Source organism: Nocardioides zeae, assembly GCF_030818655.1.
In the GTDB taxonomy this organism is placed as follows: Bacteria; Actinomycetota; Actinomycetes; order Propionibacteriales; family Nocardioidaceae; genus Nocardioides; species Nocardioides zeae_A.
In genome coordinates this window covers 1,525,615-1,545,544 of record NZ_JAUTAN010000001.1, presented here as the reverse complement: position 1 = coordinate 1,545,544, position 19,930 = coordinate 1,525,615, and the positions used below count along the sequence as shown (strand labels likewise).

Sequence of the window (19,930 nt, the reverse complement as noted above, 5' to 3'; positions counted from 1 at the left end):
GTGGCGGTGGCCTATTGTCGGCGCCCGTGTGGGACTACCTCCAAGCCGTCGTGCTCGGCGTGATCCAGGGCCTCACGGAGTTCCTGCCGATCTCCTCGAGCGCCCACCTCCGCATCTTCCCCGAGCTGGTCGGCTGGGAGGACCCGGGCGCCGCGTTCACCGCCGTCTGCCAGATCGGCACGGAGGTGGCGGTCCTCCTCTACTTCCGCAAGGACATCTGGCGCATCGCCCTCGCGTGGCTGCAGTCGCTGGTCAAGCCGGAGCTGCGCGGCAGCCTCGACGCGCGGATGGGCTGGTTCATCATCGTCGGCTCGCTGCCGATCGTGCTGCTCGGCCTGCTCTTCGAGGACGCGATCGACAGCGCCCTGCGCAGCCTGTGGGTGGTCGCCTCGACCCTGGTGGTCATGGGCATCGTGCTCGGTCTCGCCGACCGGTACGGCGCGTCCTCGCGCACCTTCAAGGACCTCACCCTCCGCGACTCGGTGCTCATGGGCCTGGCCCAGGCGGCGGCGCTCGTGCCCGGCGTCTCGCGCTCCGGCGCGACCATCTCGATGGGCCGTGCCCTCGGCTACGAGCGCGAGGTGACGACGCGCTACGCCTTCCTCCTGGCCATCCCCGCCGTCGTCGGCGCGGGCGTCTACAAGCTCAAGGACGTCCCCGGCGGCGACAACCCCCACGGCTGGGGACCGACGATCGCCGCGACGGCGGTGGCCTTCGTGGTGGGCTACGCCGTCATCGCGTGGCTGCTGCGCTACGTCTCGACCCGGTCCTACCTGCCCTTCGTGACCTACCGGGTCGTCCTGGGCCTCGGCGTCATGGGCCTGCTCGGCGCGGGCGTGCTCACGGCGACGTGAGCCGACCGGGCGTCACAACCAGCCCGAGCGCTTGAAGAACCACCACAGCCCGCCCGAGCAGAGCACCATCAGCAGCAGGGCCATCGGGTAGCCGAGCGTCCAGTGCAGCTCGGGCATGTGGGTGAAGTTCATGCCGTAGATGCCGGCGACCAGCGTCGGACCCGCCACGAGCGCCACCCCGGCGGAGATCTTCCGCATGTCCTCGTTCTGCTGGACGGAGATGCGCGCCACCTGCGCCTCGAACGCCGCCGCCAGCAGGTTGTCGAGGCCCTCGACGATCTCCGCGACGGAGGCGAGGTGGCTGGCGACGTCGCGGAAGTACGGCGCGGAGCGCTCCGGCACGCCCGGCACGTCGCCCGCCGCCATGCGCCGCATCGGCTCCCGGAGGGGCAGCACGGCGCGCCGTACCTCCGTCAGCTCCCGCTTGAGCCGGTAGATCCGGGGCGAGTCGTCGCTGCGGGCGGGGGAGAACACCGACGCCTCCACCTCGTCGACGTCGATCTCGAGGCTGGCCGCCACCTCGCCGTACGCGTCGACGACGTGGTCGGCGATCGCGTAGAGGACCGAGGACGGGCCGTGCGCCAGCACGGTCGGGCGGGACTCGAGGTCGGTGCGCACGACGCGGATGTCGCAGCCCTCGCCGTGGCGCACGTGCACGACGAAGCCGGGACCGAGGAAGATCCCGATCTCGCCCGTCTCGACGTCGTCGGAGGCGTCGACGTACCAGAGCGTCTTGAGCACGCAGTAGAGCTGGTCGCCGTAGCGCTCCAGCTTCGGCCGCTGGTGGGCGTGCACGGCGTCCTCGACCGCGAGGTGGTGCAGCCCGAAGTGCTGCGCCACCGAGTCCATCTCCGCGGCGGTGGGCTCGAACAGCCCGACCCACACGACGTCGCCCTCGCGGCGCGCGGCCAGCACGCCCGCCAGGTCGTGGGACGCACAGCCCGGGTCGACCCGGCGCCCGTCGCGGTAGAGCGCGTTGTCGACGATCACGGGTGCAACATAGACGCCGCCGGGGCGCGGGAGCCCGCGACGCCACGCCGTACGCTCGGGCCCATGGCCACCGTGATCCTGCAGCGCCACGGGCGCACCACCGCCAATGCCGGCGGCGTGCTCGCCGGACGCCTCCCCGGCGTCCGCCTCGACGAGACCGGTCAGGGCCAGGCCCGCGACGCCGCCGCCCGCCTCAGCGCGGTGCCGCTCGTCGCGATCGCCTCCAGCCCGCAGGAGCGGTGCGCGGAGACCGCGGCGTACGTCGTCGAGGCGTTCGCCACCGGCGGCCGCGCGCTGACGGTGGAGACGGAGGAGCGCCTCGCGGAGTGCGACTACGGCGACTGGCAGGGCCGGCTGCTCAAGGACCTGGCGGGGGAGGACCTGTGGAAGGTCGTGCAGCGGCAGCCCTCGGCGGCCGCGTTCCCGGGCGGTGAGTCGCTGCGCACCATGCAGCGCCGGGCGGTCGACGCGGTGCGGGAGCGCGACGCGGCGGTCGAGGCGCAGCACGGGGAGAACGCGGTGTGGCTGGCCGTCACCCACGGCGACATCGTCAAGGCCGTGCTCGCGGACGCGCTGGGGATGCACCTCGACCTCTTCCAGCGGCTCCACGCCGACCCCGCGTCGCTCACGATCATCCGCTACGGCGACACCCGTCCCGTCGTGCTGCAGGCGAACTCCCACGCGGGCGATCTCTCGTGGCTCGACCGGCCCCCGGCCGGCGGCGACGTCGGGGGAGGCGCGGGCCCGGGCGGCCCGGCCGCCCCGGCGGGACCGGCTACGGCGACCTCCTAGGCTGTCGACCATGCCTCCCGTCGTGCACCGCTTCGACCCGCCGGACCGCTTCGTCGTGGGGACCGTCGGCGAGCCCGGGTCGCGGGCGTTCTTCCTCCAGGCCCGCTCGGGTGCCCGTCTCGTCTCGGTCGGCGTCGAGAAGCAGCAGGTGGTCGCGCTCGCCGAGCGCGTCGACGAGCTGCTCGACGAGGTCATGGAGACCGAGCAGCACTCCGACCTCGTGCCCGCGATCGCCCCGGTCGACCTGCGCGACGACGCGCCGCTGGAGCAGCCGATCGAGGAGGAGTTCCGCGCCGGCACGATGACGCTGTCGTGGGATCCCTCCGACGACCGGGTCGTCGTCGAGGTCTTCCCCTTCACCGAGGAGGCCGTGATCACCCCCGGGCAGCCCGAGGAGGAGATCGAGGAGCCGGAGCCCGACGAGATCTTCCTCGTGCGCATGGGCGCGGGCGTGGCGCGGGCGTTCGTGCACCGTGCGCTGGCCGTCGTCGAGGCGGGGCGGCCCTCCTGTCCCTTCTGCGCCCAGCCCATCGATCCGGACGGCCACCTCTGCGTGCGCGCCAACGGGTTCCGCCGGCGGGATCCGTGACGGACCCGGCGGCGTTCGCCCGGGGCGAGCTCACCCTGCGGGGCCGGGTCATGCCGGCCTCCAACGCCACCTTCGTCGGCGACGTCGACGGGTTCGAGGTGGTCTACAAGCCGATCCGGGGCGAGCGGCCCCTGTGGGACTTCCCCGACGAGAGCCTCGCGGGGCGCGAGGTGGCGGCCTACGAGCTGTCCGTGGCCACGGGGTGGGACGTCGTGCCCCCGACGATCCTGCGCGAGGGTCCGCACGGCCCCGGCATGGTGCAGCTCTGGCAGCACACCGACCCCGAGCAGTCCGCGGTCGACATCGTGCCCGCCGGCGAGGTGCCGTCGGGGTGGTGCCACGTCTTCGACGGGCTCGACGCGCAGGACCAGCCGGTGGCGCTGGTGCACGAGGACACCACCGCGCTGCGCCGCATGGCCGTCTTCGACGTCGTGGCCAACAACGCCGACCGCAAGGGCGGGCACGTGCTGGAGATGGCCTCCGGACACCGGTACGGCGTCGACCACGGCCTCACGTTCCACACCGAGCCCAAGCTGCGCACGGTGCTCTGGGGCTGGGCGGGGCAGCCGCTCGTCGCCGACGAGGTCGCCGTGCTGGAGCGCCTCGTCGTGGAGCTCGGCGGCGCCCTGGGCGACCGGCTGGCGGAGCTCGTCACCGACGAGGAGGTGGCGGGCACGGCGGACCGCTGCCGCGCCCTCCTGTCGGCCGGGGAGCTCCCCGTGCCCTCGGGGGAGTGGCCCGCCATCCCCTGGCCGCCGTTCTGACGTGAGGGTTGGCTAGGCTCGGGCCCATGCGCGCCTGGTCCGCCCCCGACGTCCCGTCCCTCCCCGTCCGGGGCCCGCAGGTGTCGCTCCACGACAGCGCCACCGGCCGCCTCGTGCCGACGGACCCCCAGGGTGCGGCCCGGCTCTACGTCTGCGGGATCACGCCCTACGACGCGACGCACATGGGCCACGCGGCGACGTACGTCGCGTTCGACCTCCTCGTGCGCGCCTGGCGCAACGCCGGGCACGAGGTGACCTACGTGCAGAACGTCACCGACGTGGACGACCCGCTCCTGGAGCGGGCCGCCAAGGTGGGCACCGACTGGGTGACGATCGCCGAGCGGGAGACCCAGCTGTTCCGTGACGACATGGAGTCGCTGCGGGTGCTCCCGCCCGCGCACTACGTCGGCGCCGTCGAGTCGATCCCGTGGGTGGTCGAGCTGATCGAGCGTCTCGCCGAGACCGGCGCGATCTACCACGTCGACGACGACCTCTACTTCTCGGTCGCGTCCGACCCGACGTTCGGCTCGGTGTCGAACGCCGACCGCGAGACGATGCGGCAGATCTTCGGCGAGCGGGGCGGCGACCCGGAGCGTCCGGGCAAGCGGGACCCGCTCGACTGCCTGGTCTGGATGGCCGAGCGTCCGGGCGAGCCGTCCTGGGAGAGCCCCTTCGGTCGGGGCCGTCCCGGTTGGCACATCGAGTGCACCGCGATCGCGCTGCGGCACCTCGGGTCGGCCTTCGACGTGCAGGGCGGTGGCAGCGACCTCGTCTTCCCCCACCACGAGATGTGCGCCGCCGAGGCGCAGGCGGCCGTGCCGGACCAGCGGTTCGCCAGGGCCTACGTGCACGCCGGGATGGTGGCCTACGACGGCGAGAAGATGTCGAAGTCGAAGGGCAACCTCGTCTTCGTCTCGCAGCTGCGCTTCTCCGAGGTCGACTCGATGGCGATCCGTCTCGTGCTGCTCGGCCAGCACTACCGCTCCGACTGGGAGTGGACCGACGAGCTCCTGTGGGCCGCCGGCGAGCGGCTCGACCTGCTCCGCAAGGCCGTCTCGCTCGGTGCGGGCGCCCCGTCGGGCCCCGTCGTCGAGCAGGTGCTCGCGGCGCTGGCCGACGACCTCGATGCCCCGACCGCCCTCGCGTCGGTGCAGGCCTGGGCCGAGGCGACCCTGGGCTCGGCCGGCCTGGCCGACACCTCCGACCCGGACGCGGGCCGCGTCGTGCGGGAGCTCGTCGACGCCGCCCTCGGCCTGCAGCTCTGACCTCTGGTTGAGATTTCAACCCCAACTTTCCCCGGTCGACCGGGGAACACGCCGCTTAGACCATCAACATTGATGGTCTAAGTGACACCTTCCCCGGTTGACCGGGGAAAGTGCCAGGACCGGCGACAGCGCTCAGGCGTCGTCGTCGCGGCGCTTGAGGTACCGCTCGAACTCGCGCGCGATGGCCTCGCCGCTCGCCTCGGGCAGGTCGGCGGTGTCGCGGCTCTCCTCGAGCGCGCGCACGTAGTCCGCGATCTCCTCGTCCTCCTCGGCGAGCTCGTCGACCCCACGCTCCCAGGCGCGGGCGTCCTCGGGGAGGTCGCCGAGCGGGATGGAGACGCCGAGGAGGTCCTCGAGGTGGCCGATCAGGGCGAGGGTCGCCTTCGGGCAGGGCGGCTGCGCGACGTAGTGGGGGACCGCGGCCCAGTACGACACCGACGGCATGTCGAGGCGCTGGCACGCGTCCTGGATGACGCCGACGATCCCCGTCGGGCCCTCGTAGGTCGACTCGTCGAGCTTGAGCCGGTCCATGAGCTCCGGCTCCGTGGCCGTGCCGGTGACCGGGATGGGGCGCGTGTGGGGCGAGTCGGCCAGGAGGGCGCCGAGGGTGACGACCATCGTGGCGCCGAGCTCGTCGCAGGCGGCGAGCAGCTCGCCGCTGAACTGGCGCCACCGCATGTTCGGCTCGATGCCGCGGACGAGGATGACGTCGCGGTCGAAGCCCGGGGGAGAGGCGACGGCGATCCGGGTGGTGGGCCAGGTGAGCTGGCGCATCCCGTTCGCGTCCGTGCCCACGACGGGCCGGTTCACCTGGAAGTCGTAGAAGTCCTCGGGGTCCAGGGCCCCGACCACGCGGGCGCTCCAGACGTCCATCAGGTGGTCGACCACGCCGCTCGCGGCATCGGCGGCGTCGTTCCAGCCCTCGAAGGCCGCGATGACCACCGGGTCGACCAGACCCTCCACGTCGTCGAACTCGATCACCGCTCCAGCCTAGTCCGCGGTCCCGCGCAGCCGGACCGGGTACCGCCCACCGGTGCGTCGCGGATTTCGGTCGGGTCGGCGCCGAGTGTCACGATCTGACACAGGTGTCCGCAAACCGGACAGCGAGGAGGAGAGTGGATTCCGTGCCGGACCGTCAGCACCGCCCCGACAGCACCGCCGAGCTCACCCGCGCCCTGCAGGAGCGCATCCTCGTCATCGACGGCGCCATGGGTACGGCGATCCAGCGTGATCGCCCCGACGAGGCGGGCTACCGGGGGGAGCGCTTCGCCGACTGGCCCAGCGACCTCGTCGGCAACAACGACCTGCTGACGCTGACGCAGCCGGCAATCATCGAGGGCATCCACCGGGAGTACCTCGAGGCCGGCGCCGACATCATCGAGACCAACACGTTCAACGCGAACGCCATCTCGCTGTCGGACTACGGGATGCAGGAGCTCGCCTACGAGCTCAACCTGGAGTCGGCGCGGCTGGCCCGTGCCGCCGCGGACGCGCACACGACGCCCGAACGGCCGCGCTACGTGGCCGGCGCGCTCGGCCCGACGTCGCGGACGGCCTCGATCAGCCCCGACGTCAACGACCCCGGCGCGCGCAACGTCACGTGGGACGAGCTGGTCGCGGCCTACACGACCGCCACCCACGGGCTGCTCGACGGCGGCTCCGACATCGTCATCATCGAGACCATCTTCGACACGCTCAACGCGAAGGCCGCGATCTTCGCTGTCGAGACGGTCTTCGAGGAGCTGGGCCGACGCTGGCCCGTCATCATCTCCGGCACCATCACCGACGCCTCCGGGCGCACCCTGTCGGGGCAGACCACCGAGGCGTTCTGGTACTCGGTCAAGCACGCCCAGCCCCTCCTCGTGGGCCTCAACTGCGCCCTCGGGGCCAAGGAGATGCGGCCGTTCCTCGCCGACCTGTCGCGGGTGGCGGGCACCTTCGTCTCGGCGTACCCGAACGCCGGCCTGCCCAACGCCTTCGGCGAGTACGACGAGGCGGCCGAGGAGACCGCCGCCATCGTCGCGGAGTTCGCGGAGGCGGGCCTCGTCAACCTCGTCGGCGGGTGCTGCGGCACGACCCCGGCCCACATCGGTGCCATCGCCCGCGCGGTCGCCGGCAGCACGCCCCGCGAGGTGCCGGCACCGCGGTCCGCCCTGCGGCTCTCCGGCCTGGAGCCCCTCGTCGTCGACGAGGACAGCCTCTTCGTCAACGTGGGCGAGCGCACCAACGTCACCGGGTCGGCGCGCTTCAAGAAGCTCATCAAGGACGGCGACTACGACACCGCGCTGTCGGTGGCCGCCCAGCAGGTCGAGAGCGGCGCCCAGGTCGTCGACGTCAACATGGACGAGGGCATGCTCGACGGCGTCGCGGCGATGGAGCGCTTCCTCAAGCTCGTCGCCTCCGAGCCCGACATCAGCCGGGTGCCGCTCATGGTCGACTCCTCGAAGTGGGAGGTCATCGAGGCGGGCCTCAAGTGCGTGCAGGGCCGCGCGATCGTCAACTCGATCTCCATGAAGGAGGGCGAGGAGGCGTTCCGCCAGCAGGCGCGCCTGGTGCGCCGCTACGGCGCCGCCGCCGTCGTCATGGCGTTCGACGAGGACGGCCAGGCCGACACCCTCGAGCGCCGCAAGCAGATCTGCTCGCGGGCCTACCGGATCCTCGTCGACGAGGTTGGCTTCGACCCCGACGACATCATCTTCGACCCCAACGTCTTCGCCGTCGCCACGGGCATCGAGGAGCACGCGACCTACGGCGTCGACTTCATCGAGGCCGTCCGCTGGATCCGCGAGAACCTGCCCGGCGCGCACGTCTCCGGCGGCATCTCCAACGTCTCGTTCTCGTTCCGCGGCAACAACCCGGTGCGTGAGGCGATCCACGCGGTGTTCCTCTTCCACGCCATCCGCGCGGGCCTCGACATGGGCATCGTCAACGCCGGTGCGCTGGTGGTCTACGACCAGGTCGACGAGCGGCTCCGCGAGCGCATCGAGGACGTCGTGCTCAACCGTCGCCCCGACGCCACCGAGCGGCTCCTCGAGATCGCCGAGGAGTACCGCGGCTCCGGCGAGGTCGCCGAGGCGGCGGTCGACGAGTGGCGATCGCTCCCGGTCGGGGAGCGGATCACGCACGCCCTGGTGAAGGGCATCGACGCCCACGTCGAGTCCGACACCGAGGAGCTGCGCCAGCTCATCTCCGACCGCGGCGGTCGCCCCATCGAGGTGATCGAGGGCCCGCTGATGGACGGCATGAACGTGGTCGGCGACCTCTTCGGGGCGGGCAAGATGTTCCTGCCGCAGGTGGTCAAGAGCGCCCGCGTCATGAAGAAGGCGGTGGCCTACCTCATCCCCTTCATCGAGGAGGAGAAGGCCAACGACCCGGCGCTGGCGGCCACCAAGGACACCAACGGCACGATCGTCATGGCGACGGTCAAGGGCGACGTCCACGACATCGGCAAGAACATCGTCGGCGTCGTGCTGGCCTGCAACAACTACGAGGTCATCGACCTCGGCGTGATGGTGCCGGCCCAGAAGATCCTCGACGCGGCGAAGGAGCACCAGGCCGACATCATCGGCCTGTCGGGCCTCATCACGCCGAGCCTCGACGAGATGGTCGGCTTCGCGACCGAGATGCAGCGCCAGGGCCTCGACATCCCGCTGCTCATCGGCGGCGCCACCACGTCGCGGGCCCACACGGCCGTCAAGGTCGACCCGCGCTACGACGGTCCGGTGGTCTGGGTCAAGGACGCCTCCCGGTCCGTGCCCGTCGCGGCGGCGCTCCTGCACCCGACCCACCGCGACAAGCTCCTGGGCGAGGTCAAGACCGACTACGACGCGCTGCGCACCCGGCACGCCGGCAAGCAGGAGCGCAAGCTGCTACCGCTGGAGGACGCACGCGCGCGCCGTACGCCGCTGGACTGGTCGACCTTCGAGCCCGTCGCGCCCGCGCAGCCGGGCGTCCACGTGCTCGACGACTACCCGATCGCCGAGCTCGTCGAGTTCATCGACTGGCAGCCGTTCTTCAACGCGTGGGAGATGAAGGGGCGCTTCCCCGACATCCTCAACAACCCGGCGAGCAGCGAGGCCGCGCGCCGGCTGTGGGACGACGCCCAGGCGATGCTCGGCCGGATCATCGAGGAGAAGTGGCTGACCGCCCGCGGCGTGCTGGGCTTCTTCCCGGCGGCCGGGCGCGGGGACGACACGGTGCTGTTCACCGACGAGACCCGCACCACCGAGCTCGCGGTGCTGCACCACCTGCGCCAGCAGGGCGACCACCGCGAGGGCGTGCCCAACCGGTCGCTCGCCGACTTCGTCGCGCCCGAGGAGACGGGGCTGCCCGACCACGTCGGCGCCTTCGCCGTCACCGCCGGCATCGGGCTCGAGGAGCGGGTGAAGGCCTACAAGGACGACCTCGACGACTACAACGCCATCCTCATCGAGGCGCTGGCCGACCGGCTCGCCGAGGCGTTCGCCGAGCGGCTGCACCAGCGCGTGCGCACCGAGCTCTGGGGCCACGTCGACGACGAGCAGCTGACCAACGAGGACCTCATCGCCGAGCGCTACTCCGGCATCCGACCCGCGCCGGGCTACCCCGCGTGCCCCGAGCACACGGAGAAGCTGACCCTCTGGGACCTGCTCGACGTCGAGGCGACGACCGGGATCACGCTCACGGAGTCGATGGCCATGTGGCCGGGCGCCGCGGTGTCGGGGTGGTACTTCGCGCACCCCGCGTCGCAGTACTTCGTCGTCGGTCGGGTCGGCCGCGACCAGGTCGAGGACTACGCGGCGCGCAAGGGCTGGACGATCCCCGAGGCCGAGCGCTGGCTGTCGGCCAACCTCGGCTACGACCCGGAGGACTGAGGGTGAGCACGGAGCCCGGCCCCGGGGAGCGGCCGGCCGCCGTCCTGTGGGACATGGACGGCACGCTGGTCGACACCGAGCCGTACTGGATCGAGACCGAGTTCGCCATGGCGGAGCGGTACGGCGCGACCTGGACGACCGAGGACGCGCTGCAGCTCGTCGGGAACGACCTCCTGGTGTCCGGCGAGTACATCCGCACGCGGATGGGTCTCGAGCTGTCGGCGGCGGAGGTCGTGGAGCAGCTGCTCGACGGCGTCGTCGCCCGCATCACGGAGGCGATCCCGTGGCGGCCCGGTGCGCGGGAGCTCCTCGCCGACCTGCGGCGCGCGGGGATCCCGTGCGCGCTCGTCACGATGTCGTACCGCCGGTTCGCCGCGCCCGTCGTCGCCGCCCTCGAGGAGGGCAGCTTCGAGGCCGTCGTCACCGGGGACGAGGTGGAGCACGGCAAGCCGCACCCGGCGCCGTACCTGCGGGCCGCGTGGCTGCTCGGGGTGGAGCCGGGCGACTGCGTGGCGATCGAGGACTCCTCGACGGGGGTCGCCTCGGCGGTCGCCGCCGGGTGCCGGACGCTGGCGGTGCCCCACCATGTGCCCGTGCCGCCGGGGCCGGGCCACGTGCAGGCGGCGAGCCTGGAGGGCCTCGACGCGACCGCGCTGTGGGACCTCGTCCGCCCCTGACTCACGATCGTTGCCGTATCGCGACCTCCCCAGGGCCGTCTGCCTGGTGACGTGGGCACGTCCCGGCGGCTAACTTGCGCGGACGCTCTGCCGAATCGGGTCGGCAGAGGTGATGTCATGAGGTGAGACGTGCGTTCGACGAGCATTCGTCGGACCGGCGCGGGCGTGGCAGCGGTGCTGCTCGTCGGCTCGGTCCTGGCCGGTTGTGTGGAGAGCGAGCGGGACGGCAAGGACAACACGTTCGTGTTCGCCGCCTCCGCCGCCCCGAAGACCCTGGATCCCTTCTACGCCTCCGACGGCGAGACCTTCCGGGTCACGAGACAGATCTACGAGGGCCTGGTCGGCACCGAGCCCGGCACGGTCGAGCCGGCGCCGCTGCTCGCCGAGTCGTGGACGCAGTCCGACGACGGGCTGTCCTACACGTTCGACCTGAAGGACGGGGTCACGTTCCACGACGGCACCCCGTTCGACGCGGAGGCCGTCTGCGCCAACTTCGAGCGGTGGGCGGCCACGCCGGAGGTCAACCAGACGGACGACAAGGCGTACTACTACGGCAAGCTCTTCCGCGGGTTCGCGACCGGCCCGGCGGCCGAGAGCGCGATCTACGGGGGGTGCTCCGCCGACGACGAGCTCACCGCCACGATCACCCTGGACGCGCCGTTCGCCGGCTTCATCGCCGCCATGTCGCTGCCGGCCTTCGCGATGCAGAGCCCGGCGGCGCTGGAGGAGTACCAGGACGACGCGTCCCCGTCGGTGCTCACCTCCGCCTACGGCACGGAGCACCCGACCGGCACCGGCCCGTTCGAGCTCACCTCGTGGAACCAGGGCAGCGGCGAGGTGCGCCTGGCGCCGTACGACGACTACTGGGGCGAGGCCGCCAAGGTCGACGAGGTGGTCATCGTCGAGATCGACACCGCCCGCGGGCGCGCGGAGGCCCTGCGCAACGGCGAGATCGACGGCTTCGACCTCGTCGGCCCGGCCGACGTGGAGTCACTGGCGGAGGACGGCTTCACCATCGAGAACCGGCCCGCGTTCAACATCCTCTACCTCGCCTTCAACCAGGCGCAGGCCCCGTTCGACGACGTCCGGGTGCGCCAGGCCATCGCGCACGCGATCGACAAGGAAGCCGTGATCTCGGCCTCCATGCCGGACGGCACCGAGCCGGCCGACCAGTTCGTCCCCGAGCTCGTGGACGGGTACGCCGCGGACGTGCCCACCTACGAGTACGACCCGGAGTTGGCCCGCCAGCTGTTGGAGGAGGCCGGGGTCGCCGGGACGACCATCACGTTCGACTACCCGACGAACATCAGCCGGCCCTACATGCCGCAGCCGGACGACACGTTCAACATCGTGCGGAGCCAGCTGGAGGCGGTGGGCCTGACGGTCGAGCCCGTCGCCGCGGAGTGGACGGACTACCTCGAGCAGGTGCAGAACACCCCCGACCACGGCATCCACCTGCTGGGGTGGACGGGTGACTACGACGACCCGGACAACTTCCTGGGCGTCTTCTTCGGCCAGCAGAGCCTCGAGTGGGGCTTCGACAACGCCGAGCTGTTCGCCGAGGTGGCGGCGCCCCGCGCCCTGACCACGACGGACGAGCAGCGGCCGCTCTACGAGCAGGTCAACCGGGACGTCATGGAGTTCCTGCCCGGCGTCCCGCTCGCCAGCCCGGTGCCGTCGCTGGCGTTCGCCGAGAACGTGGAGGGCTACGAGGCGAGCCCGGTGCAGGACGAGGTCTGGAACATGGTCGAGATCGCCGACTGACGGTTCGCGACCATGCTCCGCTTCGTCGCCCGGCGCCTGCTCCTCATGGTGCCCGTGCTGGTCGGGCTGTCCGTGCTGCTGTTCGCGTGGGTGCGCGCGCTCCCCGGGGATCCCGCCCGGGCTCTCCTCGGGGAGCGTGCCACCGACGCCGGCGTCGCCCGCGTCAACGAGCTCTACGGCTTCGACCGGCCGGTCCTCGAGCAGTACGGGGTCTACGTCGGCGCGCTCCTCCGGGGTGACCTCGGCACGTCCATCCAGACCGGGCGCCCCGTCACGACGTCGTTCCTCGAGTACTTCCCGGCGACCCTCGAGCTCGCGGTTGCGGCGCTCCTGTTCGCCGTCGTGCTCGGCGTCCCGCTGGGCTACCTCGCGGCGCGGCACCGGGGCGGGCTGGTCGACAGCGCCGTCGTGTCGGGCTCGCTGCTCGGGGTCGTCACGCCCGTCTTCTTCCTCGCGATCCTCCTCAAGCTGGTGTTCGCGAACTGGCTGGGCTGGCTGCCCTCGGGGCTGCGCCAGGACCCGCGGCTGGACGCCACCCACGTGACCAACTTCTACGTGCTCGACGGTCTGCTGACGGGCGAGTGGGACGCCGCGTGGGACGCGCTGGTGCACCTCGTGCTGCCCGGCATCGCGCTGGGCACGATCCCGCTCGCCATCATCGTGCGCATCACGCGGGCCTCGGTGGCGGAGGTCCTCGACGAGGACCACGTGCGCACGGCCCGGGCCAAGGGCCTCGCCGCCGGCACGATCTCGCGGCGCCACGTGCTGCGCAACGCCCTGCTGCCGGTGATGACCACCATCGGCCTGCAGGCCGGCCTGCTGCTCTCGGGGGCCGTGCTCACGGAGACGGTGTTCTCGTTCAACGGCATCGGGTCCTACCTGTTCAGCGCGATCACCGACCGGGACTACCCGGTGCTGCAGGGCTTCATCCTGTTCATCGCCCTCGTCTACTGCCTCATCAACCTGCTGGTCGACGTGCTCCACGGCGTCGTCGATCCCCGAGTGAGGGTCTCGTGAGTCTCCCCGTCCCGTCCGCGACCGGTGCCGACCCGGTCGCCGTCGGTCCCGTCGCCCCCGAGGAGGCCGGCGTCAGCCTCGGCCGCGCGACGTGGCGCCGGCTGCGCCGCACCCCGACCGCCTGGGTGGGCGCCACGATCATCGGCCTCTTCGTGCTCGTCGCGATCGCCGCGCCGCTCCTGACGCCCTACGAGCCGGCCAGCACCCGGTGGGCCTCGGAGGTCAGCACGACGAACGTGCCCGGACCGTCGGCCGAGCACTGGCTCGGGCTCGACCGGTACGGCGCCGACATGGCCACCCAGCTGGTGTACGGCGCGCGCACCTCGCTGCTGTACGGCGTGGTGTCCACCCTCATCGGGCTCCTGGCCGGCACCGCGCTGGGCGCCCTGGCGGGCGGGGCCGGCGCCGTCGGCGGCCGCGTCGGCGCGTGGGTCGACGCCACGATCATGCGGCTCGTGGACGTCATGCTGGCGGTGCCGAGCCTGCTCCTGGCCGTCAGCATCGCCGCGGTGCTGGGCACGAGCGGCACGGCGATCGTCGTCGCCATCGGCGCGGCCCAGGTGCCGGTGTTCGCCCGCCTGCTGCGCAGCTCGATGCTCGCCCAGGCCGGTGCCGACTACGTGCTGGCGGCGAACGCCCTGGGGCTGCGGCGCTCCCGGATCGTGATGAGCCACCTCCTGCCCAACTCCGTCGGGCCGACGATCGTGCAGGCCACGCTCAACCTCGCCACGGCCATCATCGAGGTGGCCGCGCTGTCCTACCTGGGCCTCGGCACGCCGGAGGTCGCCAGCGCCGAGTGGGGCCGCATGCTCGTCGCCGCCCAGGAGCGCTTCGACGAGGCGCCGCGCCTCGCGCTCCTGCCCGGCATCGCCATCGCCGTCACCGCCCTGGGGTTCACCCTCCTCGGGGAGGCGCTCCGCGAGGCCCTCGACCCCCGGTCCCGGAGGTGACCCCCATGAGCCCCACGAGCCCCACGACCCCGACGACCGCCACCGACCCGTCCCGCGGCGTACCGGAGGAGGAGCCGCTGCTCTCCGTGCGTGACCTGCGGGTGCGCTTCCACAGCCGCGACCACGACGTCGTTGCCGTGGACCAGGTGTCGCTCGACGTGCCGGCCGGCCGCAACGTGGCCCTCGTCGGCGAGTCCGGCAGCGGCAAGTCGGTGACCTCGCTGGCGATCATGGGCCTGCTGCCCCGTCGCGGCGTCGAGGTGACCGGGGAGGTGCGCTACCGGGGCCAGGATCTCCTGACGACGGGGGAGCGGCAGCGCGAGGCGCTCCGCGGGCCCGAGATCGCCATGGTGTTCCAGGACCCGATGACGTCCCTCAACCCCGTCGTCACGATCGGGGTCCAGCTCGACGAGGTGCTCCGACGCCACTTCGACCTGTCGCGCCGCGAGCGCCGGGAGCGGTGTGCCGACCTGCTCGCACGCGTCGGCATCCCCGACCCCGTGCGGCGCCTGAAGGAGTACCCCCACCAGCTCTCCGGCGGCATGCGCCAGCGGGTCCTCATCGCGATCGCGCTCGCCTGCGAGCCGCGGCTGCTCATCGCCGACGAGCCGACCACGGCGCTGGACGTCACGATCCAGGCCCAGGTGCTCGACGTGCTGGCCGCGCTGGTCGCCGACAGCGACGCCGCGCTCCTGCTCATCACGCACGACCTGGGCGTCGTCGCCGGGGTCTGCGACGAGGTCAACGTCATGTACGCCGGACGGATCGTGGAGTCCGCGCCGCGCCGGCCGCTCTTCGCGGCGCCCGCCCATCCCTACACGGTGGGCCTGCTGGGCAGCATCCCGCGGCTCGACACCCCACGCGGCACGCCGCTCGTGCCGATCCCCGGCTCGCCCACCCAGACCGTGCCGTGGACCGGTGCCTGCGCGTTCAGCCCCCGGTGCGCCCGCGCCGACGACACCTGCCGGACGACGTCCCCGGACCTGGAGCCGGACCTGGAGCCCGGCCCCGGGGCCGGCGGGCCGGATCGCCGTCGGCGCTGCTTCCACCCGGTGGAGGCGCCGGCGCCCCGCGAGAAGGAGCTGTGATGACGACCGAGGTGCTGCTCGACGTGCGCGACCTCGCCGTGCACTACCCGCTGCGGGGCCGACGGGGCACGGTCCGGGCCGTCGACGGCGTCGACCTCACCGTCCCGTCGGGCCGCACCGTCGGGCTCGTCGGCGAGTCGGGGTGCGGCAAGTCGACCCTGGGTCGCGCGATCCTGCGGCTGGCCCCGGTCACCCGCGGTGAGGTGCGCGTGGACGGCACGGACCTCGCCACCCTGAGGGGCGAGGAGCTGCGACGCCGGCGCCGCGACCTCCAGATGGTGTTCCAGGACCCGCTGGCGAGCCTCAATCCCCGGCAGTCCGTGGAGACGATCCTCACCGAGCCGCTGCGGGCCCACGGGCTCCCCGCGGGCGGCGACCGGGTGGCCGAGCTGCTCGACCAGGTCGGGCTGCCGCGGGCGGCGGGGCGTCGCTACCCCCACGAGTTCTCGGGCGGCCAGCGCCAGCGGATCGGGATCGCGAGGGCGCTGGCGTTGCGGCCGCGGCTGATCATCGCCGACGAGCCCGTCTCGGCCCTCGACGTGTCGATCCAGGCGCAGGTGCTCAACCTCCTGGCCGACCTGCAGGCCGAGCTGGGGCTCACCTACCTGGTCATCGCCCACGACCTCGCCGTCGTCCGGCACGTCTCCGACGAGGTGGCGGTGATGTACCTCGGAGGGATCGTCGAGCGCGCCGGCGCCGACGAGCTCTACGACCGTCCGCTCCACCCCTACACGCGGGGGCTGATGTCGGCCGTGCCCGTCCCCGACCCCGAGGTCGAGGACCGCCGCGAACGCATCCTGCTGCGCGGCGACCTGCCGTCGCCGGCGGACCCGCCGAGCGGCTGCCGGTTCCACACGCGCTGCCCCTTCGTGCAGGCCGACCGCTGCCGGGACGAGCGGCCCCTGCCCCGCGCGGTGGACCTGCCCGGGGTGCCCACCGACCACGTGGTCGCCTGCCACCACGCCGAGCGGATCGCCACGGGCGCGATCACCACGGTGCAGCCGGTCGGCTCGTCGGGATAGTCCCTGACGTTGTGCACCCCGCTGGCCCGCCGAGCCGGCGTGTCGCGTGCAGAACGTCAGGGACTACGCGGGTTGACGCCCGTTCGCCGTCGGGTTCGCCGTCGGGGCAGCCGTCAGTCGGCCGGCAGCGGCGGGGGAGTCCCGCCGTACGCCGGGCAGAGCGCCTGGTGGGAGCACCACCCGCAGAGCTTGCCCGGCCGCGGCTCCCAGCGGCCCGACGCGCGCGCGGTGCTGATCGCCTCCCAGACCGCCTCGACCTTGCGCTCGGTCGCCCGCAGGTCGGACTCGTCCGGCACGTAGCGGATGATCTCGCCGCTGCCGAGGTAGATCAGCTGGAGCATCGCCGGGAGGACGCCCCGCGTGCGCTGCAGCACGAGGGCGTAGAACTTCATCTGGAAGAGCGCCCGGCCCTCGAAGCCGACACCGGGGGCGCGACCCGTCTTGTAGTCCACCACGCGCAGCTGGCCGTCGGGCGCGACGTCGAGCCGGTCCACGAAGCCGCGCAGGAGGAGACGGGTGTCGGTGAGCGTCTCCACGTAGAGCTCCCGCTCCGCCGGCTCGAGCCGCGTCGGGTCCTCCAGCGCGAAGTACCGCGCAAGCACGGTGCCGCACGTGCCGAGCCACGCCTCCTCGGTGGTGCCGGTCGCGGCGAACTCCGCCTCCACCGCCGGCTCGCGCTCCCGCACCTCGGCCCACGCGGCGGGCACCATGCCCGCCGCCCGCTCCGGGGTGCGCTCGACCGCGGGCAGGTCGAAGAGCAGCTCGAGCACCCGGTGGACGACCGTGCCGCGCACCGCGTCGAGCGAGGGGCGCTCGGGCAGCCGGTCCACGTGGCGGAACCGGTAGAGCAGCGGGCAGGTGAGGAAGTCACCCGCCCGGCTGGGGGACAGGGTGCCGAGCACCTCCTCCGACGCGGCGAGCGTCGTGGCGGCGTCGGCGGGCGAGGACATGCGGGTCACCCTAGGACAGACCACCGACAGCCCACCGGGAGGACGGGGTCGGGCCGACGGCGCCCCCGCGTGGGCGCGACGGATAGCCTCGGCACGTGGACCGAGCCGACCGCGACGCGACCGACGAGCCGCCCCGCGCTCCCCGTCCCCGCGGCACGTTCCGCGTCGGCCGCATCGCCGACAGCGACGTGCTCGTCTCGGGCTCCTGGTTCCTCGTGGCGGGTCTCATCGCCGTCGTCCTCGCACCTCGCATCGAGCAGGTGCAGCCGGGGCTCGGCGCGGGCAAGTACGTCGCGGGCCTCGCCTTCGCCGTGCTGCTCTACCTCTCGGTGCTGCTCCACGAGGCGTCGCACGCCGTCGCCGCGCGGCACTACGGCTACCGCGTCACCTCCATCACGCTGCACTTCCTCGGCGGCATGACCGCGGTGGAGACGGAGGCGCGCCGACCCCGCGACGAGCTCGTCATCGCCGTGGTCGGGCCGCTCACGTCGATCGCCGTCGGCCTCGGCGCCGTCGGACTGTGGTTCGTCACGCCCGACGGGCTGCTCCGCATGGCCGTCGAGGCGCTCGCGGGCGCGAACATCCTCGTCGGCGTGCTCAACCTCGTGCCCGGGCTGCCCCTCGACGGCGGCCGGGTCATGAAGGCCGGGGTCTGGCGCCTGACGGGCGACCCGCTCCGCGGCGCGATCGCCGCCGGGTGGAGCGGGCGCGTCGTCGCCGTCCTGTCGCTCGGGTGGCCCCTGCTGCTGGCCGCGGTGCTCGACACCCAGCCCCGCCTCATCGACTTCGTCCTCGCCGGCGTGGTCGCGGCCTTCCTGTGGACCGGCGCGAGCGCCGTCATCGGGAACGCCCGGCTACGCCGCCGCCTGCCCCGGCTCGCCGCCCGGCCGCTCGCCCGTCGCGTGGCCCTCGTGCCGGCCGACGTCTCCGTCGCGGAGGCCGTACGGCGCGCGCAGGAGCAGGAGGCCGGGGGCATCGTCACCGTCGGGTCCGACGGCACGCCGGTCGGCATCGTCAGCGAGGCCGCCCTGGCCCGCATGCCGGTCGAGCGTCGCCCCTGGGCGGCCGTGGCGACGGTGGCCCGCACGCTCGACGCCGGCCTCCGGCTGCCCGTCGACGTGGCGGGCGAGGAGCTCATCGACGCGCTGCGGCGCCGGCCCGCGGCGGAGTACCTCCTCGTCGGGGCCGACGGCGCGCCGTACGGGGTCCTGACGGCCGGCGACCTCGATCGGGCCCTGCGCGCCGACGACCGATAACCTGCGCCGCATGTCCGACGCAGCCCCCGAGATCGACGCCCCCGCCGTGGCCCCGGCGACCGACGCCCCCGACGTGCCCCCGGAGGCGTGGTCGGGCGTCCACCGCGGACCGCTGCGCGAGGGCGAGTGGGTGCGCCTGACCGACCAGAAGGGCCGCCGCCACAACTTCTGCCTCGAGGCCGGCAAGCGGTTCTTCAGCAACCGCGGCCACCTCGACCACGACGACCTCATCGGCCGTGATGAGGGCTTCACGATCCCCTCGTCGGCCGGCGGGGAGTACCTGGTCTTTCGCCCGCTGCTGTCCGAGTTCGTGGTCTCGATGCCGCGGGGCGCCGCGGTCGTCTACCCCAAGGACTCGGCGCAGATCGTCGCCCTCGCCGACATCTACCCCGGCGCGCGGGTCGTCGAGGCGGGCGTCGGCTCCGGCGCGCTCACGTGCTCGCTCCTGCGCGCGGTCGGCCCCTACGGCACGGTGACGAGCTACGAGCGGCGCGAGGAGTTCGCGGACGTCGCGCGACGCAACGTCCACCAGTTCTTCGGCGCCCCCGAGGGGGGCTCGCACCCGTCCTGGACGCTCCGCCTCGGCGACCTCGCCGAGGAACTGCCGCGCCGCGGCGAGCGGGCGGACCGTGTGATCCTCGACATGCTCGCGCCCTGGGAGTGCGTCGACGCGGTGGCCGACGTGCTCAGTCCCGGCGGCATCGTCTGCGCGTACGTCGCGACGACGACCCAGCTGAGCCGGGTCGTCGAGACGCTCCGTGCCCACGGCGGCTTCACGGAGCCGCAGGCGTGGGAGTCGCTCGTGCGTGACTGGCACGTCGAGGGTCTCGCGGTGCGGCCGGGCCACAAGATGATCGGGCACACCGCCTTCCTCGTCACGTCGCGGCGGATGGCGCCGGGCCAGCGCCCTCCGGTCAAGAAGCGGCGTCCGGCGCCGGGCGCCTACGGGCCCGACTACAGCGGTCCGCGGCCGGGCGACCTGCCCCCGGGCATCGAGCTGGAGAGCACCGACCTCTGAGCGCAGGACCTCGATCACTTGGTGGTCGGTTCCCTTCCATCGGCGCGTCGCGCGAGTAGGGTCGGGATCACCCTCAGGAGG

At 72.9% G+C, this 19,930-nt stretch carries 17 protein-coding genes; 14 read left to right on the top strand and 3 right to left on the bottom strand.

The features are described from left to right. The first annotated feature begins 26 nt into the window (after nt 1–26). Nucleotides 27–854: an undecaprenyl-diphosphate phosphatase gene (locus QE405_RS07355; protein WP_307199551.1), complete on the top strand. Its 828-nt coding sequence runs from the start codon at nt 27–29 to the stop codon at nt 852–854. Between the two features lie 12 nt (nt 855–866). Here the strand turns inward: QE405_RS07355 and QE405_RS07350 are convergent, their stop codons facing one another. Further along, nucleotides 867–1,844 (bottom strand): magnesium and cobalt transport protein CorA, encoded by a 978-nt coding sequence (locus QE405_RS07350; RefSeq protein ID WP_307199550.1) that lies wholly within the window; start codon nt 1,842–1,844, stop codon nt 867–869. Nucleotides 1,845–1,907: 63 nt separating this feature from the next. Between QE405_RS07350 and QE405_RS07345 the strand changes: the two genes are divergently transcribed. The 4 genes from QE405_RS07345 to mshC are packed head-to-tail and all read left to right on the top strand — an operon-like array spanning nt 1,908 to nt 5,254. Beyond that, a complete protein-coding gene (locus tag QE405_RS07345; RefSeq protein ID WP_307199549.1) occupies nt 1,908–2,636 on the top strand; it encodes an MSMEG_4193 family putative phosphomutase in 729 nt (242 codons plus the stop codon). A 10-nt stretch (nt 2,637–2,646) separates the two neighbouring features. Then, the gene (locus QE405_RS07340; protein WP_307199548.1) at nt 2,647–3,225 is read left to right on the top strand and encodes a DUF3090 family protein; all 579 of its coding nucleotides are present in this window, start codon (nt 2,647–2,649) and stop codon (nt 3,223–3,225) included. Next, nucleotides 3,222–3,989, top strand: coding sequence for an SCO1664 family protein (locus QE405_RS07335; protein WP_307199547.1), 768 nt, complete (start codon nt 3,222–3,224; stop codon nt 3,987–3,989). The genes QE405_RS07340 and QE405_RS07335 overlap by 4 nt, the downstream gene beginning before the upstream one ends. A 26-nt stretch (nt 3,990–4,015) precedes the next feature. Beyond that, entirely contained in the window at nt 4,016–5,254 is a 1,239-nt protein-coding gene (gene mshC / locus QE405_RS07330; RefSeq protein ID WP_307199546.1) for a cysteine--1-D-myo-inosityl 2-amino-2-deoxy-alpha-D-glucopyranoside ligase, read from the top strand. Between the two features lie 132 nt (nt 5,255–5,386). Here mshC and QE405_RS07325 read toward each other — a convergent pair whose 3' ends face one another. Continuing rightward, the gene (locus tag QE405_RS07325) at nt 5,387–6,235 is read right to left on the bottom strand and encodes a PAC2 family protein (protein WP_307199545.1); all 849 of its coding nucleotides are present in this window, start codon (nt 6,233–6,235) and stop codon (nt 5,387–5,389) included. Nucleotides 6,236–6,378: 143 nt separating this feature from the next. Between QE405_RS07325 and metH the strand changes: the two genes are divergently transcribed. From metH to QE405_RS07290, 7 genes are all read left to right on the top strand, one after another. Then, a complete protein-coding gene (gene metH / locus QE405_RS07320; RefSeq protein WP_307199544.1) occupies nt 6,379–10,107 on the top strand; it encodes a methionine synthase in 3,729 nt (1,242 codons plus the stop codon). A gap of 2 nt (nt 10,108–10,109) precedes the next feature. Continuing rightward, nucleotides 10,110–10,784: an HAD family hydrolase gene (locus QE405_RS07315; RefSeq protein WP_307199543.1), complete on the top strand. Its 675-nt coding sequence runs from the start codon at nt 10,110–10,112 to the stop codon at nt 10,782–10,784. Between the two features lie 129 nt (nt 10,785–10,913). Then, nucleotides 10,914–12,548 carry an ABC transporter substrate-binding protein gene (locus tag QE405_RS07310; protein WP_307199542.1) on the top strand — a complete coding sequence of 545 codons (1,635 nt, stop codon included), beginning with the start codon at nt 10,914–10,916 and terminating at the stop codon, nt 12,546–12,548. A 12-nt stretch (nt 12,549–12,560) separates the two neighbouring features. After that, nucleotides 12,561–13,565, top strand: coding sequence for an ABC transporter permease (locus QE405_RS07305; RefSeq protein ID WP_307199541.1), 1,005 nt, complete (start codon nt 12,561–12,563; stop codon nt 13,563–13,565). Further along, nucleotides 13,562–14,515, top strand: coding sequence for an ABC transporter permease (locus QE405_RS07300; protein WP_307199540.1), 954 nt, complete (start codon nt 13,562–13,564; stop codon nt 14,513–14,515). Before QE405_RS07305 ends, QE405_RS07300 begins: the two co-directional genes overlap by 4 nt. 5 nt (nt 14,516–14,520) lie before the next feature. Further along, the gene (locus tag QE405_RS07295) at nt 14,521–15,603 is read left to right on the top strand and encodes an ABC transporter ATP-binding protein (RefSeq protein WP_307199539.1); all 1,083 of its coding nucleotides are present in this window, start codon (nt 14,521–14,523) and stop codon (nt 15,601–15,603) included. After that, entirely contained in the window at nt 15,603–16,625 is a 1,023-nt protein-coding gene (locus QE405_RS07290) for an ABC transporter ATP-binding protein (protein WP_307199538.1), read from the top strand. Before QE405_RS07295 ends, QE405_RS07290 begins: the two co-directional genes overlap by 1 nt. Before the next feature lie 113 nt (nt 16,626–16,738). Here QE405_RS07290 and QE405_RS07285 read toward each other — a convergent pair whose 3' ends face one another. After that, nucleotides 16,739–17,575 (bottom strand): RecB family exonuclease, encoded by an 837-nt coding sequence (locus tag QE405_RS07285; protein ID WP_307199537.1) that lies wholly within the window; start codon nt 17,573–17,575, stop codon nt 16,739–16,741. A gap of 95 nt (nt 17,576–17,670) precedes the next feature. Between QE405_RS07285 and QE405_RS07280 the strand changes: the two genes are divergently transcribed. Both QE405_RS07280 and QE405_RS07275 read left to right on the top strand, forming a co-directional pair. Beyond that, nucleotides 17,671–18,831: a site-2 protease family protein gene (locus tag QE405_RS07280; RefSeq protein ID WP_307199536.1), complete on the top strand. Its 1,161-nt coding sequence runs from the start codon at nt 17,671–17,673 to the stop codon at nt 18,829–18,831. A gap of 10 nt (nt 18,832–18,841) precedes the next feature. Next, nucleotides 18,842–19,849: a tRNA (adenine-N1)-methyltransferase gene (locus QE405_RS07275; protein WP_307199535.1), complete on the top strand. Its 1,008-nt coding sequence runs from the start codon at nt 18,842–18,844 to the stop codon at nt 19,847–19,849. Nucleotides 19,850–19,930 lie beyond the last annotated feature (81 nt).